The 19,378-nt window shown below is 71.6% G+C and carries 3 protein-coding genes; 1 reads left to right on the forward strand and 2 read right to left on the reverse strand.

What is annotated here, in order from left to right; genetic code table 11:
• The first annotated feature begins 150 nt into the window (after positions 1 to 150).
• Positions 151 to 942, forward strand: a complete 792-nt coding sequence (locus HQ325_RS14425; RefSeq protein ID WP_222630484.1) for an enoyl-CoA hydratase/isomerase family protein — start codon at positions 151 to 153, stop codon at positions 940 to 942.
• Here the strand turns inward: HQ325_RS14425 and HQ325_RS14430 are convergent.
• Together HQ325_RS14430 and HQ325_RS14435 are read right to left on the reverse strand one after the other, a co-directional pair.
• On the reverse strand, positions 927 to 1,712 hold the full coding sequence (locus HQ325_RS14430) for a tyrosine-protein phosphatase (protein ID WP_222630486.1): 786 nt from the start codon (positions 1,710 to 1,712) through the stop codon (positions 927 to 929). The two genes, HQ325_RS14425 and HQ325_RS14430, sit on opposite strands and share 16 nt — an antisense overlap.
• Positions 1,705 to 19,356, reverse strand: coding sequence for an amino acid adenylation domain-containing protein (locus HQ325_RS14435; protein WP_222630487.1), 17,652 nt, complete (start codon positions 19,354 to 19,356; stop codon positions 1,705 to 1,707). The genes HQ325_RS14430 and HQ325_RS14435 overlap by 8 nt, the downstream gene beginning before the upstream one ends.
• Between the last annotated feature and the right edge of the window lie 22 nt (positions 19,357 to 19,378).

A 19,378-nucleotide genomic window follows, 5' to 3' on the forward strand; every position in this document is an offset into this window, starting at 1 on the left:
GGTAGGCGGGCAGGCCGGAGGCCGGTCGGGGTAGGCGGGCAGGCCGGAGGCCGGTCGGGGTAGGCGGGCAGGCCGGAGGCCGGTCGGGGTAGGCGGGCAGGCCGGAGGCCGGAGAACGAGGATGGGTGTGCACCTGGCATGCTCCGATCCATGAGTGAGAAGCCCACCCGTCTCGAGCGCACCACCACCGACGCGGGCGCCGAGGTCGCGATCCTCACGTTCGCCCACGGCGCCCTGAACCTGTTCGACCAGGCGATGTTCGATGCCGTGACGGCCGACGTCGCCGAGCTGGTGGCCGCTCCTCCGCGTGCGCTGCTGCTGCGCGCGGAGGGCAAGGTGGTCTCGGGTGGGGTGGACGTGCACGTCTTCGAAGGGCTGTCGGAGGCCGAGGGAACGGCGTTGTGGGAGGGGCTCTTCGCGGCCATCGCCCACCCACTCGAGGCGCTGCCCTGCCCGGTGGTGTTCGCCGCGCACGGTCTGACGTTGACGGCCGCGCTGGAGATCGCCCTGGCCTGCGACATCATCCTCGCGTCGCCGAAGGCGAAGTTCGGTCTGGTGGAGACGGTGGTGGGTCTGACTCCGTCGATGGGTGGTCCGCAGCGGATGGCGGAGCGTGCGGGCAGCGGCCGGGCACGTGAGTTCGTCATGACGGGCGACCTGTACACGGCGGAGACGCTGCGCGAATGGGGAGTCGTCAACCAGATCCACGAGGACGTGGACTCCGCCGCCAGGGCTCTCGTCGCACGGCTCGCGGACGGGCCGACGCGCGCCCATGCGGCCACGAAGGAGATCATCGGTGCGTGGCGCTCTGGTGGTGTGCGCCACGCGGATTCGGTGACCTCGCCGGTGTCGGGTGCCCTGTTCGAGACCGAGGATCTGCAGGGCGCGGTACGCAGCTTCCTCGATGTGGGGCCAGGTAAGGCGACCTACACCGGGCGCTGATCAGCGCTGGTGTCCACCAGCGCACGCCGCAGCCCGGTGACCGCGTCGCGGTCGAGGCCGAGCCAGTCCAGGTAGCCGTCGAACGAGCCGTGCGCCGCGGTCATCGCCTCGAGCCCGGCGCGGTAGTACTCCTCGCGCACGCCCAGCAGGTCGTCGTCGAGATCGGCGGGGGCCACCTCGTCGTGATCGAAAATGTGGCGCCGAAGTGGAGTGACGGCGGCGTTGCTGCGCAGGTAGTCCGCGACGATGTCCTCCTCGACGACGCCGGCGGCGCGCAGCACGGTGGCGACCGTCCAGCCCGCGCGGTCCTTGCCGGCGGCACAGTGGACCAGCGACGGGGTGCCGGACGACAGGGCCTCGACCACCGACCTGATCGCCACGCGCGCGCCGGGCAGCGTCGGAAAGGCGCGGTAGGCGCCGTCGAGATAGCCCCGGGCGGTGGTGGCGGGCACGGCGCGCTCGTGCGGCGCGTCGCGTTCTGCGGCGATGTAGGGGACCCGATGCACCGAGACCGAGTCCGGGGCCAGGTCCGAGCCCCACCGCGTCACCTCGGCGTCGCCGCGCAGGTCGAACACGTCGGTGACCCCGAGGCCGGCCAGCGTGTCCCGGCCCTCGTCGGTGAGGTGCGTGAGTGCGGACGCGCGAAAGAGAAGACCGCTGCGGGTGTGTCCGCCGTCGGACGTGCGGAGTCCCCCGGTGTCCCGAAAGTTCCACGCGCCGTGCAGGCGGAACTGGCCGGGTTCGGAACCATCCGTGCTGGTTTCACTCACCCGTCGACAGTAACGACGCGGTCTGCACTCGTTCGAGCCACCGCCCCACCAGGGGGCCGACGTCCGCCACGGCCTCGCTCGACAGCAGTTCGCCGTGACGCCACGGCACCGACTCCACCTCGACCGGGCCGGAGCAGTAGTCCGACCAGAAGTCGGACATGCGGCCGAGTTCGACGGCCGTGACGTCGGAGTCGATCATCAGGACCGCACCGCCGAAGGTCGGCGGCACGTGCTCGTCGACGAGGGAGAAGAGCATGAGCATCGCCTTGGTGATCAGTCGCGCCTGGATGTCGGAGACCGGCAGTTGATCGCCGCCCATCGCCGACCACACCGACCACAGTGCGTCCGGCGTCATGTCCGCCAGGTCGTCGGTCAGGTGCTGGTACGCGCCGAACATGGCGTCCGCCTGAGCCTTCTTGACCGCACTGCCTGGCACGACGCTGTGGACCGGATCGAGGAGGGAGAGCGACGCGACGGCGTGGCCCTGCGACTCCATCCGCGATGCGACGGCGTGCGCCAGCACACCGCCGACCGACCAGCCGACGAGGTGGTATGGGCCGACAGGGTCCACGCGCCGGATCTCCTCGACGTAACGATCGACGACGTCGTCCATCGACCGGGGTGCGAACTGGGGGTCCGCCACCGCCGGTGTCTGCACGCCGTAGAGGGGTCGACCGGACTCGAGATGGCGGCCGAGTTCGAAGTACGGCCACGCGAGACCCATCATCGGGTGGATGCAGAACACCGGGGCGAGTTCGTCTCCGCCGCCCAGTCGCAGGACGGGACCCACCGCGTCGGACGACGCGGTCGACTCGTCGTCGTCCTCACGGTCGAGGTGATCGGCGACGGCGCCGACGGTGCCGTGGGTGAACAGCATCCTGAGCACGCGGTCCACCCCGGCGGCGCGGCCCAGGTGTGCGGCCACCCTGGTCGCGGTGAGCGACGTCCCGCCGAGAGCGAAGAAGTCGTCGTCGAGTCCGACCTCGCCGATGCCCAGCACGATGGCGAAGGCGTCGGCGACCATGTGTTCCGTCGAGGTCGTCGGCGCGCGGTAGGTCGTCGGCGCGAACGTCGGTGCGGGAAGGGCTGCCCGATCCACCTTGCCCGCGGTGGTGCGCGGCAACACACGCAGAGTGATGATGTGGGACGGCACCATGTACTGCGGAACCCGCTCCGCCACCACATCTCTGACCGAGGCGACGTCGATGTCCTCACCGGAGACGTAGGCGACGAGGTGATCGGATCCGGTTCCGGTGTCGCGGTGGAGAAGGACGACCGCCTGCCTCACGGCGGGATGGGTGAGGGCGGCGTTCTCGATCTCGCCGGGCTCGATGCGTAGGCCGCGGAGCTTGATCTGGAAGTCGCTTCGTCCCAGGTAAGCCAGTTCCCCGGCCGTGTTCCACCGCACCAGGTCGCCGGTGCGGTACAGGCGTGCACCCGGTGGTCCGTGCAGCGCGGCGACGAACCTGCTCGCCGTCGACCCGGTCTGCCCGACGTACCCGCGCGCGAGATGTGCTCCTGACAGGTACAACTCACCGACGGCGCCGAGGGGCACCGGTCGCAGCCGAGCGTCGAGCACCACCGCGTCGACACCCCGGACCGGTGTGCCGATGCCGACGGGTCGGTCCGGCGTGATCGGTCCGTGGGTGGTGGACCAGACGGTCGTCTCGGTGGGGCCGTAGTCGTTGTACATCTCGCGTCCGGGAGACCATGCCGCCGCGAGCTGATCCGGGAGGGTCTCGCCGCCCACGACGAGGACGCGCAGGCACTCGAGACCCGCGGGGGTCAGGGAGTCGAGCACCCGGGGCGTGATGATCGAGTGGGTGACCCGCTCGTCGCGGATCAGGGCGCCGACCTCGTCGCCGCTGTGCACGTGCGCCGGTGCGACGACGAGAGTGCCGCAGTGCGCCAGCGCCATCAGCATCTCGGCGATCGACGCGTCGAAGGTCGGTGACGCCACCGCGAGCACGCGCACCGCCGTCACGTCGCCGCGCCGGACACGCTGGTTCTCGAGCGCATCCGCCAGGCCCTCATGGGTGACAGCGACGCCTTTCGGTCGGCCCGTGGAGCCGGACGTGTAGACGACGTACGCGGTCGAACTCGCGTGGAGCCCCGGGTGACGGTCCGAGGGAAGCACGGTGTCCGCCGAGTGGCGACCGAGCGCTGCGACCACGTCCGGATCGTCGAGCACGATGCGCGGGATCCACGGCGCCGCGGTCGAGGTGGTCTGCTCGGACCGGGACTCGGTGATCACGACGACGGCGCCGGAGTCCTGGAGGATGTGCGCGATCCGCTCGGCGGGTTGCCCGGGATCGACCGACAGGAACGCCGCCCCGGCCGCGGCGACGGCCCACACCGACAGGACGTGGTCGAGAGAACGGGGCAACGCCAGTGCCACCACGACGTCGGGTCCTGCGCCGCACGCGATGAGTTCCCTCGCGAGACGGTGCGCGCGGGCGGACAGGTCCGCGTAGGTCACGTCGGTACCGTTCGCGCGCACCGCGATCGCGTCGGGACGGGCCGACACCGCCTCGGCAACGAGGCGATCGAGGGTCCGGGGCGCCAGTGCAGGGGCACCGCTGCGGGGAAGCATCGCGGCGCGTTCCGAGGGCTCCACCGTCTCGAGGTTCCCGATGGTGACCGAGGTGTCCCGAGACATCGACCCCAGTGTCCACATCAGGCGGCGTGCGACCCGCTCGATGGTGCTCCGGTGGAACAGATCCGTCGCGTAGGACACCTCGATCAGCAGGCGCCCCTGGTCCTCGCGCAGCGTCACGGCGAGATCGAACTGCACGGGGGCGTCGCCGAGATCGAGCACCTCGACTGCGGGTGTTGTCGCGGGGAATAGCGGCGGACTGGTGTTCTGCAGAGTCAACATCACCTGCACCACAGGGTGACTCGCGGTCGAACGCACCGGGTCGAGAGCCGTCACCAGGGTCTCGAACGGCAGCGCGGCGTGCGCGAAGGCATCCAGCGTGGTCGCGCGAGCCGCGGCGAGGTGGTCCGCGACCGTGCCGTCGTCGTCGACCGTGGACCGCAGGACCACCGTGTCCACGAACATGCCGATCACGTCGTCGAGCGCCGGATCGGTGCGACCCGCGACGGCCGTCCCGATGAGCAGATCGCGCGTTCCCGCCCACTGGGCGAGCACGATCGACAGCGCGGTGTGCGCGACCATGAAGAGGGTGACGTCATGGGCCTGCGCGACGGACCGGAGTGCGCCCAGCGCGTCCGCGTCGAGAACCGTTCGCACCCGATCACCCTGCTGCGAGGGGGTTCTCGGCCTGGGCAGATCGGTCGGCAGCGCGAGATCCAGCGGCGCGCCGGCCAACCGCTCCCGCCAGTGATCGAGGTGCCGCGACAACGCGGAGCCGGGATCGTCGAGCGATCCCAGCACTGCGCGCTGCGCGACAGCGTGGTCGGCGTACTGCACGGGCAGCGGTGGCTGATCGGGCGATCGTCCGGCCGCGCGGGCGGCGTACGCCGTGACGACGTCGCGCGTCAGCGGCGCCATCGACCACCCGTCCGCGGCGATGTGGTGCACGACGATCACCAGCACGTGGTCGATCGGCGACACGACGAGAAGGGTGGCGCGCAGGGGAGTCTCGGTGGTGACGTCGATGCGCGCCGCCGCGGCCGTGCGTACCGCGGCGGGTATCCCTGCGGCAGGGGTGCGCACGATGTCGACGGGAACGTCGATCGTGGGCAGCACCACCTGGTGCGGCACACCGTCGAGGGCGGGATGGACGGTGCGCAGGATCTCGTGCCGGCGGGTCACGTCGTCGAGGGCGGAGCGGAGCGCGTCGACGTCCAGCGGACCGGTCAACCTCAGCGCGAGCGGGATCAGCTGTCCACCGCGGTCGGCGTCGACGCGGCCCAGGAACCACATCCGGTGCTGCGCGAAGGAGAGCGGCACCCTGTCCGGGCGCGGCGGGGCGACCGTCAGGGGACTGCGCGCGACGGTCGGGGCCGCGACCGCCGCCGCGGCGAGTGCATGCACGGTGGGGTGGTCGAACACCGCGCGCACCGACACCTCGCGCTCCATTGCCGCCGACACCCGCGCGGCCACCCGTGTCGCAGACAGCGAATGGCCACCGAGAGCGAAGAAGTCGTCGTCCAGCCCGGGCAGCTCCGGCAACTCGAGCACGGTGGCGAACGCCTCGGCGACGAAGCGCTCGGCCGGACTCCCCGCTCCTCGATGCGGAACCGTCGCCACGGTCCCGGCAAGGCCGGAGGCCGGTCGGCGAGGGACCGCCGGGAGTGCACGACGGTCCAGCTTGCCCGACGCCGTCAACGGGATCGCGTCCACGGTGACGACGTGCGCGGGCACCATGTACCGCGGCAGGCGGCGCGCGGCGTCGTGTCGGAGGTCGGCGGGGTCGACGGCACTCGTGCCGGACGGCACCACGTAGGCGACGAGGTTGTCGTCCTGCACCAGTACCACGGCGCGATCGACCGACGGGTGCGCGGCGAGTGCTGCCTCGATCTCACCGGGCTCGATCCGCAATCCGCGCAGCTTGACCTGAACGTCGGTGCGGCCCAGATACTCCAGATCGCCGCCGCTGGTCCAGCGCACGCGGTCGCCGGTGCGGTAGAGCCGTGTGCCCTGAGCCGAGGCGACGAAGCGCTCGGCAGTCGCGGTCGGGCGGCCCACGTACCCCCGCGCGAGGTGGGTGCCGTCGAGGTAGAGCTCGCCGACCACGCCGATCGGCACCGGGCGCAGGAACGTGTCGAGCACCCGCGCGCCGACCCCACGGACGGGTCGCCCGATGGTCACGGCGTCGTCCACCCGGAGTGGGCCGCTGCTCGTGGCCCAGATGGTGGTCTCGGTGGGACCGTAGTCGTTGAACAGGCGCCGACCGGGGGCCCACCGGGCGGCCAGGGCGGGCGGGCACGCCTCACCGGCGGTGACCAGGAAGTGGAGCGACGGGACGTCCTGGGGAGTCAGCGAGTCGAGGACGCGCGGTGTGAGGAGGGCGTGGGTCACGGCGGACTTCGCCACGAGGCGCCCCAGCGCCGGTCCGCCGAACACGTCCGGTGGCGCGATCACCAAGGGGGCGGACAGGGACACGGCGATGAGCAGTTCGGCGATGGACGCGTCGAACGTGGGGGACGCGACCGCGAGTACGCGCGCCTCCGCAGCACCGCGCAGGCGCTGGTCCCACAGCGCAGCACCGCGCAGCCGCTGGTCCCACACCGCGTCCACGAGACCGCGGTGAGTGACGCCCACGCCCTTGGGTTCTCCGGTGGAACCGGAGGTGTGGATGACGTAGGCGAGGGTGTCGGGACGGATGGCGCCGAGCCGGTCGGCGGGTGTCACGTCGGCTACGGACTCCGCGCCCGCGTCGAGGGCAGCCGGTGACGCCGTGAGGAGCTGTGCCGGCGCGCCGGGGACGGTCACGGCGGTGACGGCGACGGCCGCGCCCGTCTCGGTGAGCATGTGCCGCAGTCGGTCCGGTGGCCCGTCGGGGTCGATCGGCAGGAAAGCCGCACCGGTCTTCGCTACCGCCCACACCGCGGTGATCTGGTCCACCGAGCGCGGCAGCGCGACGGCGACGACGGTGTCGGGCGCGGCGCCGAGGTCGATCAGTGCCCGTGCCCAGCGGTTGGAGCGGCGGTCCAATTCGGTGTACGTGAGCGTGCGTTCCCCGATCAGGGCGGGCCCGTCCGGGTTGCCGGCCACCGCGTCGGCGAGCAGGCGTGGCAGCACGCGCGGCGGCAGTCCGGCACTGCCGTGCTGCGAGAGCAGCAGCGCCCGCTCCGACGGGTGGAGGATCTCGAGCGCACCGACCCGGTCGAAGGGCCTGCGGGCCACCGCGTCGAGCACGCGGAGCAGGACGTCGACGAACCCGGCCGCGGTCCGCCGGTCGAAAAGGTCGACGGCGTAGGTCAGTGCGCCGCTCAGTCCGTCTCCGGCTTCCGTGAGATCCAGGGTCAGGTCCACCGGTGCTGCCACGGGACCCGAGTCGAGGACGTCGATCTCGAGTCCGGCGGCCACGAGAGTGGGCGGAGTCTGGTTCTGGAACGCGAACATGACCTGGACGACGGGGTGGTGAGCGGCGGTGCGCACCGGATCGAGAGCGTCGACGACCAGCTCGAACGGCACGTCGGCATGGTCGAGGGCCGACAGGGTGCTCTCGCGCACCTGGTCCACCAGAGCCGCGACGGTGCCGGTACCCGTGACGAACGAGCGGTGCACGACCGTGTCGACGAACATGCCGACCACATCGTCGAGATGCTCGTGACCGCGGCCGGCCACCGGTGTTCCGACGGCGATGTCCTCGGTTCCCGTCACGCGGGCGAGGGTGACGGCCCAGGCCGCCTGCAGAACCATGACGAGCGTCGCGTGGTGCGTGGTGGCGAGCGCACGCAGCGCTGCGGTGGTGTCGCCCCGCACCGTGACGGGAACACGAGCGCCGCGGTGCGATGCCGCCGGCGGCCGTGGTCGATCGGTCGGCAGGTCGAGCACGTCCGGCAGACCAGCGAGACGGCCGGTCCAGAATGCGACTCCCGCGCGGATGTCCTCGGCGTGATCCTGTTGCCACACGGCGTGATCGGCGTACTGCATCGGCAGGGGGTCGACAGTCCGCTCTCGACCGGAGCGCCGCGCCGCGTAGGACGCCGTGAGATCGCGCGTGAGCGGCGCCAGCGACCAGCCGTCCGCGGCGATGTGATGCAGCACGAGGAGCAGGACGTGATGTTCGTCGGCCACCGCCACGACGGCAGCACGCAGTGGGAGGTCCGCCGCGAGGTCGAACGGCGTCGACGCCATCCGCACGAGTGCGGCCTCCGGTGTCCCCGTCACCCGGTCGATCGCGACCCGACCCCGGTCGAGAACCTGTTGCCGCGGAACACCGTTCACGACGGGGTAGACGGTGCGCAGTATCTCGTGCCGGTCGAGGACGTCGGAGAGCGCATCCTGCAACGCGACGTGGTCGAGGACGCCGCGCAGCCCGAGTGCCAGCGGGATGACGTAGCCGCTGTCGCTCGAGACCGTGTTCAGGAACCACATGCGCTGTTGGGCGAACGACAGTGGGACCACATCGGGACGCGGCCTCGCCCGACGCGGTGCGCGTGTGCCCCGGGGCGCGGTCTCGATCTGCGCGGCGAGTGCGTGCACCGTCGGTGCCTCGAACACGGTCCGGACCGGAACATCGAGTCGCGCAGCAACTCTGGTGGCGCTGAGCGAGTGTCCACCGAGGGCGAAGAAGTCGTCGTCCAGTCCGACGGGATCGGGGAGTTCCAGGACCGTGGCGAAGACGGACGCGACGGCGACCTCGCCGGCGGTGGACGGAGCGCGGAACGTGGCCGTGTCGGGGGCCGGGCGGGGCAGCCGCGCGCGGTCGAGTTTGCCGGAGGTCGTCATCGGCAGTGCGTCCACCACGACCACCGCGGCGGGCACCAGGTACCGCGGCAGCGCTGCCGCGGCCGCATCCGACACCGCTGCCACGTCGATGCTGTGCCCGTCGGCGGCGACCACGTATCCGATGAGTCGCTCGTCGATCACGGTGGCCGCGGCGGTACCGACGCCCGCGGCGTCGACGAGCGCGGACTCGACGTCCCCGAGTTCGATCCGCAGACCACGCAGCGTGATCTGGTGATCGGACCGTCCGAGGAAGAGCAGATCACCGGTAGCCGTGCGACGCATCAGGTCTCCCGTGCGATACGTCCGCGAGCCACCGGGAGCCGCGACGAACCGGGACGCGGTGAGTCCGGGCCGGCCGAGGTATCCGCGCGCGAGTTGGTCCCCCGCGACGTACAGCTCACCCACCACACCGTCCGGTACCCCGTGCAGCCGGGCGTCGCGAAGCGAGGCATCGATGCCGAGAGTCGGAGATCCGACGGTCACGGGATCCCCGGCCGCCAGGAGCGCCGTCGTCGACCAGATCGTGGCCTCGGTGGGTCCGTAGACGTTGGTCATCGTCCGACCGGGCGCCCACGTGTCGACGAGACCGGGCGGGCACGCCTCGCCGGCGCTCATGACGACGCGGAGGTGATCGCCGGGATCGGGTGTCGCGTCCAACGCGCGCGGTGTCATGAGGGTGTGGGTGACGCGGTGCCGCCGCATCAGGTCGCAGAGTTCGACACCGGCGTAGACCTCGGGTGGGGCCACGATCAGTGGGGCGTCCAGCGCGAGTGCGATGACCAGTTCGCCGACGGACGCGTCGAACGTCGTCGACGACACCGCGAGTACGCGGGCATCGGATACCGGTGCGTGCCGGGCCCGTCGGTCCTGCACGGCGTTGTGTAGTCCGCGATGGGTAACGGCGACTCCCTTGGGCCGCCCGGTGGAACCCGAGGTGTAGAGGACGTACGCGAGGTGATCCGGCCGCAGGGCCGAGCGACGGTCATCATCGGTGATCGGTGCGTCCGACAGCGCCGCGACCTCGGCGAGCGCGTCCGGGTCGTCGATCGCGATCCGGACGACGTCGCTCGGGAACGGCCCGGCCGTGTCCGTGAGCACCACTGTGGGCGCCGCCTCGGCGACGATGTCCGCGAGACGGGCCTGCGGTTGCTCGGGATCGAGCGGGAGGAATGCGGCTCCCGCGCGGCTGACCGCCGCGACGAGGACGAGGTACTGCGCCGACCTGGCGACGGCGACCGCGACGACGGTCTCGGGCCCGGCGCCGAGCGCGATCAGGCGGCGCGCCCACCGGTTCGATCGACGAGCCCACTCGTCCCGCGTGAGAACGGTCTCGCCGTCGACGATCGCCACCGCGGAGCCGTCGGTACGGTCGTCGAGCAGGGCGGGAAGCGTCGTCGGGGTCGTGCGGGCGTCGGGATGCGTCCACGTGTCGGGCCGGCCCGCTCCCTGGATCTCGATGTCGCCCACCGGAGTCTCGCTCGTCGAGGCTGCCGCGAGCAGAACGTGCTCGAGTATGGACGAGAAGCACTCCGCGGTCGCGTGATCGAACAGGTCGCAGGCATAGGTGAGGACGACTGCGAGGCCGGCGCCGACGGGGCGGACGTCGAGGGTGAGGTCGAAGATCGCGGGTGCCGGCCCGGCGTCGAGCACCTCGATGTCGGGACTGTCGAGAAGCGGGTCGACGTCCTGAAAATTGAGCACGACCTGGAACACCGGATGATGCGCGGACGTGCGCGTCGCACCGAGGGTGTCGACCACGTGGTCGAACGGGACGTGCGCGTGCGCGAAGGCGTCCACCGTCTCGTCGCGGGTGCGGGCGAGCAGATCGGCGAACGACTCGAACGGAGTCACGTCGGTGCGGAGCACCACGGTGTCGACGAACAGGCCGACGAGGTCGTCGAGTACAGGATCCGGTCGACCCGAGATCGGCGATCCCACTGCGATGTCCGTGGATCCGGTCCAGCGCGCGAGGGCGACAACGAGGGCGGTGTGGACCACCATGAACACCGTGGCCCGATGGGCGGCCGCGAGCTCGCTCAGTGCGGCCACGGTCGCGTCGCCGAGATCGAGGCGCACCGCGGCGCTCGCACGGCTGGGCCGTTCCGGGCGCGGTCGGTCGAGCGGCATGTCCAGGACGTCGGGCAGTCCGGCGAGACGGCGCTCCCACCATGCCGCCGCGGCGGAATCGATGCCCTGCTCCCTCTGCCGCGCGGCGACATCGGCGTACTGCACCGCAAGTGGCGGCTGCGCCGGAACCCGCCCCGAGCGGTAGGAGTGGTACGCCCCCAGCAGGTCTCGCGTGAGCGGGGCGAGGGACAGTCCGTCCGCGGCGATGTGGTGCACGACGAGCAGCAGGACGTGGTCGTCGTCGGCGAGGCGCAGCACCTCGGCTCGCAGAGGTGGCTCGGTGGCCAGGTCGAGCCGAGTGGTCCGGGCATCCGACAGTCGTTCCGCCACGGCGTCGGGGGTGACTGCGGTGACCGTGAGCGCGGTCGCCGGCGGGGGCGGCAGCACCACCTGGTGCACGGCGCCGTCAACGTCGCCGTACACGGTGCGGAGGATCTCGTGGCGGGCCATGACGTGGGCGATCGCGGACGACAGCGCACCGAGATCGAGGTCGCCGCGGATGCGCAGCGCCAGCGGCATGACGTAGGACCCCGGCTCGTACCGATCGAGGAACCACATGCGCTGCTGGGCGTGGGTGATCGGGAGACGGTCCGGACGTGTGACGGGGATGTGGAACCCACGGTCGGTGTGCGCGTCGCCGGCATCGACGGCGGCAGCCAGCCCGGCGATGGTGGGGACGTCGAAGAGGGTGCGGAGCGTGAGGTCACGCCCGGTCGCCGACCGGATGCGCGCCACGACACGCGCCGCGGTGAGAGAGGTGGCGCCGAGCGCGAAGACGTCGTCGTCGGGACCCACCGGACCGGAGGTCTGCAGGACGGAGTCCACGATGTCCGCGACGACGCGCTGGGTCGGCGTGAAGGGAGTGCGGTGGACCCGGCCGCGGCGCACGGGAGCGGGCAGCGCACGTCTGTCGACCTTGCCCGACGCGGTGAGGGGGACGGCCGCGATCTCCACGATGTCGTCGGGGACCAGATGGCGGGGCAGCGACGAGCGCAGTGTCTGCACCAGCTGATCGGTGACGGCCGAACGGCCCTGCGGCGGAACGACGTACGCGACCAACCGATCTCCGACGGTCGTCACCACCGCACGGTCCACCACGCCCGATCGCGCCGCCGCGGCCTCGATCTCCGCGGGCTCGACGCGAACACCGCGGACGGACAGCTGGTCGTCGCTCCGGCCGAGGAAGTGCAGGTCACCGGCAGCGGACCAGCGGACGCGATCGCCCGTCCGGTAGAGACGTGATCCGCCCGGTCCGGCGACGAACCGCTCCGCTGTCAGCGCGCTGCGATGCGTGTAGCCGCGGGCGAGTTGCGCACCGCCGAGGTACAACTCGCCGGGGACGTCGACGGGAACGGGCCGCAGCGCATCGTCGAGTACCAGCGTCGTCGTGTTCCACACCGGACGCCCGAGGGGAACCCCCGTCGTGTCGGCGTCGGTCACGACGTGTGCGGTGACGTCCACCGCAGCTTCGGTCGGCCCGTACAGGTTCACCAGTCGCACGGGGAGGACGGCGCGGACGGCGGCGGCGACCCCGGCGGGCAGCGCCTCGCCCGACGACAGGATCGTGCGCAGCGAGGTGCAGGCGGCCAGGCCCGGCGCGTCCGCCACGAGCGCCAGCATCGACGGGACGGCGTGCACGACGCTGACGTGGTGTCGTGCGATCAGGTCCACCAGTAGATCGGCGTCGCGGTGGGCGTCCGGATCCGCGACGACGACGCGAGCACCGATGTGCCACGGCAGGAACAACTCCCACAGCGAGACGTCGAACGTGGCGGGTGTCTTGTGGAGCACGACGTCGTCGGCGGTGACACCGAGTGCCCCGGCACGCCAGCGCAGGTGGTTCATGATGGCCGCGTGGGTCACCCCGACACCCTTGGGCTGCCCCGTGGAGCCGGAGGTGAAGAGGACGTACGCGAGGTGGTCGGGACGCAGGGGTGTGAGGCGATCGGCGTCGGTGAGGGGTGCGTCGGAGAAGGAACCGAGTACCGCATCGCTGATCGTGATCCACTCGATTTCCTCGGGAAGTGCTGTGGCACTACCGATACCGAGCTGCGCACCTGACATGGTCACCGCATGCCGAAGTCTCTCGGCGGGATGGCCGGGATCGAGCGGAACGTAGTGTGCGCCGGTGGCCACGACGGCGTGGACGGCGACGACGAGATCGATCGACCGATCGAGTGCCACGGCGACGGCCGTCTCCGGCCCGGCGCCCCGGGTGATCAGGTACCGGGCGAGGCGGTGCACGCGAGCGGAGAACTCCGCACGGGTGACGTCCCTGTCGCCGTGGGTGAAGGCCACGCGTGACGGGTCCAGAGCCATCGCGGAGTCCGGGAGCGTCGACGGGACGAGGCGATGCCGGGTGGAGTTCCACGTCTCGGTGACGAGGGTGCGTTCCGTCGCCCCGAGCAGGTCGATCTCGGCGAGCGCACTCGACGGCTCGAGTGCCCCGAGCACGCGCAGGAACCGGTCGAGCAGTCGGTCCACGGAGTCGGTGTCGAGGACGTCGCGGCGGTGGGTCGCGCGCACGACGAGGCTCTCTCCCGGTTCGATCGCCAGGGACAGCGGGTAGTGCGTGGCGTCGCGTGCCTCCACTCCGAGGACGGAGAGGTCACCCGCCGCCGCGGTCAGGGCGGCGCGATCGAGGGGATACGACTCGAAGGCGAGCGAGGTGTCGAATCCGGCACCCGGGCCGACCTCCGCCTCGATGGTGGACGGAGCGAGGTAGTGGTGATCGAGCAGCGCGGCCTGCTCCCGCTGCAGCCGTTGGGCCGACGCCCGCACCGTCGCCGCGCGATCGAGCCGCACGCGGACCGGAACGGTGGAGATCAGCAGCCCCACCATGGCGGCGGAACCGTCCAGCTCGGCCGGTCGGCCCGAGACGGTGACTCCGAAGACGACGTCGGTACGGCCCACGGCGGAGCCCAGCACGAGTGCCCACGCGAGCTGCACGAGGGTGTTCACCGTGACCCCCGCGGCGGCGGCGCGCGCCGCGAGTTCAGCGGTGCGCTCGGAGCTCAGGGTCGCGATGCGCTGCCCCGGGGCCTCGTCGAGTGCGGAGCCGTGCGCGCGAGCGAGCAGCGTCGCCTCGGTCGATCCCGCCAGGGCGTCCGACCACGCCGCGAGCGAGGCAGCGGTGTCGCGCTCGCGCACCCACTGCAGGAAGCTCCGGAGCGGAGGCGGCACGGGGCGCGGGTCCTCGCCGGCGTGGGCGGCCATGAGGTCGGCGAGGACGATCGGCAGGGACCAGCCGTCGAGCAGCAGGTGGTGATGCGTGAGCACCAGGGTGTGTCGCTCGTCCTCGGTACGCACCAGAGCGAAGCGCAGCAGTGGTGCGGCGGCCACGTCGACGGCGACGCCGCGATCGTGCGCGAGGAAGGCGTCGAGCACTGCGGAAGGGTCGGGATCGGCGCGGACGTCCACCTCTGTCCACGGCACCGTCACCGCGTTTGTGATCACCTGGACGTCCGTCCCGTCGGCGGTCGTCTCGAAGGCGATCCGCAGCGCGTCGTGACGGTGCAGCAGCGACTGCGCGGCCTGCTGCAGACGGCCGGCATCGATCGCTCCACCCAGGTGCACGATCGTCTGCACCACATAGGGGTCGACGCTCCCGGCGGCGAGGCGGGCATGCATCAGCAGCCCCGCCTGCAGTGGTGCGGTGGGCAGGACGTCGATCAGCGTGGGATGACGCGCGGTCCACCCGTCGACATCGGCTCGTGTCGCACCGACCAGGGGGAAGTCCGACGGTGACCGACCACCGGCGCCGGGGGTGTCGACGTGGCGCGCGATCGCCGTCGCCGCCTCGACCCACAGGGAGACGAGGGCCTCGACGTCGGCGTCCGATAGGACGGCGTCGAGCGTGCTCAGTCGTGCGATCAGGGCGTCCCCGAGGACGACGGTGTCGATCTCGAGCACGGCGGCCGCACCCAGGTCGTCGGGCCGTGGTCCGGACAGTGGGGAGACGCCGGGGACCGGCAGCCAGTCGCCGGTGTCCGTCGTCGACATTCTGCCGAGGTGCGCGAACGAAACCTGCGGTGTCCAGCGCAGGGAGTCACGCGCGGCGTCGTCGGCCCCGTGCCGTAGCAGTCCATAGCTCGCACCGTGATCGGGAACTCGTGCCAGGTGGTCCTTGACCCGCAGGATCGTCTCGCCCGCAGCGGGTCCGCCGCGCAGCGCCTCGGCGACGTCGATACCGGTGAGGTCCAGTCGTACGGGGAACACCGTGGTGAACCAGCCGACGGTGCGCGCGGTGTCGGCGCCGGGAACCAGGTAGTCCTCGCGTCCGTGTCCCTCGAGTTGGACGAGCCTCGTCGGTGCGTCGTCGCCTCGCCACGCGGACAGCGCGAGAGCGAGCGCGGCGAGCAGCGTGTCGGTCGGTCCGGCGTGGAACAGGGTGGGTGCGCGCACCAGTAACGCATCGGCGATCTCGGCCGGGAAGGCGATGTCCCGGACCGTCGTGTCCCGTACACGGTCGACCGTAGGATCGACAATACGATGTCCGAGAACGGGATCGGGGCCCTCCAGGACGTCGGTCCAGTACGGGAGGCGCACACTCGCGTCGTGCGCCGCGAGACCGGACGACCAGCGTCGCATCGACGTGCGGACGGGGGCGAGAGTCGCCGCGGCGCCACTGCGCACCGTGGCCCACGCGGCCACGAGATCGGCGACGAGAACGCCCCACGACACCACGTCCACCACCAGGTGGTGCGCCACGATCACGAGACGCCCCGGCATGTGCTCGCCGGCGTCGCTCCAGCCGAGGCCGAGCATCACGCCGTTCTCGGGATCGAGTGTCCCGACGATGTCGTCCACCGACACATCGGAACCGCGCCGGAGCAGTCCGTCGACCTCGACGGCATCCATCGGCCGCACCTCGAGGTGCACGCCGCCCGCGCCGCGGACGAGCACGGAGCGCAGCATGTCGTGGTGCGCGACCACGGCCTCGACCGTGGACACCAGGGAGGCTCGGTCGATGCCGACGGGGAGCGAGAGGGTGAGGGCCTGGGCGAACCGGTCGATCGTTCCGCCTCGCTCCAGCAGGTGGCGCACGATGGGTGTGGGGTCGACGCGGCCGCTGCCGCTGCCGGGTGGCTCGTCGCCGATGCCGGCCGTGTCCGCCACGCGCGCGAGCCCGGCGGCGCTGCGCTGTTCGACGACGTCGCGAGCACTGATCCGCACGCCCGCCGCCGCGGCCACGGTGACCAGTCGGATCGACAGGATGCTGTCGCCACCGAGCGCGAAGAAGTCGTCGTCGACCCCGACATCGCTGCGGGACAACACCTGTGACACCGCATCGAGTAATCGCTGCTCGACGTCGGAGGAGGGTTCCCGGGTCCTCACGGTCCGATGCTGCGGCTCGGGGAGCGAGCGCACGTCCACCTTGCCGGAGGCGGTCAGCGGAAGTGCATCCAGCGGCACCACGTGCACCGGGACGAGGTGGCTCGGCAGAGTCCGGGTGGCGGCGGCGAGAACGTCCGCCGGATCTGCGTCACCGGTCACGTACGAGACGAGTTGCTCGCTGTCGTCGTCACGACGGACCACGGTGACGGCCTGCGCCACACCGGGAACCGCGACGAGGGCCGCGTCGATCTCGCCGGGTTCGATGCGGCGGCCTCGTACCTTGACCTGGCTGTCGGTGCGCCCCAGGTACTCCAGATCACCGGGCGGCGTCCACCGTGCCCGGTCGCCCGTGCGGTACAGCCGCGTTCCGTCGACCCCGGCCACGAAGCGTGCCGCGGTCTCCGCCGACCGTCCGACGTACCCGCGGGCCAGCCCGGCTCCGGCGAGGTGCAGCTCACCCGGAACTCCGACCGGGACGGGGCGCAGCCGGGAGTCGAGCACCGCGGCGCGCACTCCGGGCAGGGGGCGCCCGACGGTGACGGTTCCGGACTCCGTCAGCGGCACGGTCCCGGTGGCCCACACCGTGGTCTCGGTGGGACCGTAGTCGTTGTGCAGCAGCAGTTCCGGCGACGCCGACCACACCGACGCCAGCGCGGGTGGGCACACGTCGCCGACACTGAGGACCTGTCGCAGCGACGGCGCTCCGGTCGGCGACAGCGTCTCGAGCACCCGCGGAGTCAGGATCGCGTGCGTGACCGATTCTCGTCGCAGCAGATCCTGCAGTGGCGCACCGGCGTACGCCTCGGGATCGGCGACGACGAGGCAGCCGGACAGTGCCAGGGCGAGAAGGTGCTCCGAGATCGACGCGTCGAAGGTCGGAGCCGCGACGGCGAGGACGCGACTGCCCCCGACTTCCGGAACCCGTGTCTCCGGACCGCGTGCTCGGTGGCCGGCCACGACACCGTGCAGTCCGGCGTGGGTGATCGCGACGCCCTTCGGGCGGCCGGTGGAGCCGGAGGTGTACATGACGTAGGCGAGCTCGGTGATCGCCGGGCGCTCCCTCGGCAGTGGCTCCGCTGCGACGTCCGTGACGGCCACTCGGGTCGTTCCGCTCGGCAGATCGACGTGGTGCCCGTCCGTCGTGACGACGAGCGTCACCCCGGATTCGTCGAGCACGGTCGCGAGCCGTTCGGCGGGGTCCGCGGGGTCCACCGGAAGGAACGCGGCGCCGGTGCGCACGACGGCCCAGAGCGCGACGACCTGGTCGACGGATCGCGGAAGCGCAAGAGCCACCACGGTTCCCGACTTCGCACCCGCATCGCGGAGGGTGCGAGCGAGGCGCCCGGAGCGGTCGTCCAGCTCGCCGTAGGTGAGCGTGACCGCTCCGCCGCGTACGGCGGGCGCCGCCGGATCGCTCCGCACGACCGCCGCCATGAGGTCGCCCAGCGTCGTCGCTGTCGGCGCCGGTCCACCCGAGCGGTCGAGCAGATCGGCTGCCTCGCCGTCGTCCAGGAACGCGAGATCGCCCACGGTGGTGTGATCGTCCGCCCTGACGATGCCGCCGAGAAGTCGTGTCAGCCGCGCGCCGTGCCCGTCGATCTCGGAGGCGTTGTAGCGCTCCGGGTTCCACTGAATGTCCAGCGTCAGCGCGTCACCGGTGTAGATGTTGATCGCTGTGTCGTGGACGGGCCCCGACGAGAGGATGCCGACGGGAGCCGAGATGTCGTCGAACTGCAACGGGGCGACGAACGGCATGATGTTCACGACGGGGCCGAAGGACACGCCGAACGGCCGCGCCTCGGGCGCCAGAAGGTGATCCCAGTCCCGGAAGCGTTGGTGCCGAAGAGCTCCGGTGATCTCCTGCCGCACCCGTGCGAGCAGCTCCCGTACCGTCGTGGTCGCGTCGACCGTCAGTCTCAGCGGCACCAGATTGGCCATCATCCCGGCCGTGGCGCGCAGTGCGGCGGTGGTGCGTCCGGTGACGGGGAATCCGAGGACGACGTCGCCGGTGTCGAGGACACGCGACTGATGCACGGCGAGAGCGGCGACGACGGCGAGCGGGTCGGCCGCCGTTCCGGTCGGCTGTGACCACGGCACGCGCGTCGCGACCGGTTGCCGGGGTGCGCTCGGGGGTGCTGCCGAGAGAGCTGTGGGACCGCCGACGTCGGCGAGGTGCTCGCGCCAGTGTGCGAGGTCGGCATCGTGGCGACGCGACCCGGCGTAGGCCGACTCCGCGTCGTGAATGCGGGCAGCGGTGTCGGGCGTCGGTGCCGGTCCCGGAGTGAGCGTCCCCGAGTAGTGGCCGGCGATCCGCCCGAGGAGGGTGAAGGCGCCCTGACCGTCGAGCACCACGTGATGTGCCCGCAGATACAGAAACGTGCGGTGGTCATCGAGTCGGAGGAACGCACACCGGACCAACACGGTTCCGTGGAGATCGACGGGCTCCCGGAACTCGGCGCGCATCCACGCGAGGGCCGACGCCTCGGGGTCGTCGTCGCCGCGCAGGTCGAGCACGTCGAGGTTCAGGACGGCGTCCTCGACGTGCGTCAGATACGGCTCGTCCTCCGGCCCTTGCACGAGGCGGGTCTGACGCAGGCCGGACTCGGTGCCCGCGGCGTACATCGCCCGTTCCAGCCGTTCGAGATCGACACCGTTCGGTCCGGTGATGTCGATGTACAGGGCGACGGTGAGGGCCGCGTCGGGATCGAGGTGCTGGGCCAGCCAGAAGGGCCGTTGTGCAGCCGTCAAGGGAACCCGGGCGCGGACGTCCGGTTCGGGGGACACGACCGCCCCCTCGTTCCGGTCGTCTCCCACGAGACGAAACCTATCTGCGGGA

This window comes from Rhodococcus sp. BP-349 (genome assembly GCF_019835845.1).
Classification (GTDB): Bacteria; Actinomycetota; Actinomycetes; order Mycobacteriales; family Mycobacteriaceae; genus Rhodococcoides.

Bases quoted from the DNA above. Each gene is read 5' to 3' on its own strand.
- HQ325_RS14425 (WP_222630484.1), top strand. From the start codon at position 151: ATGAGTGAGAAGCCCACCCGTCTCGAGCGCACCACCACCGACGCGGGC.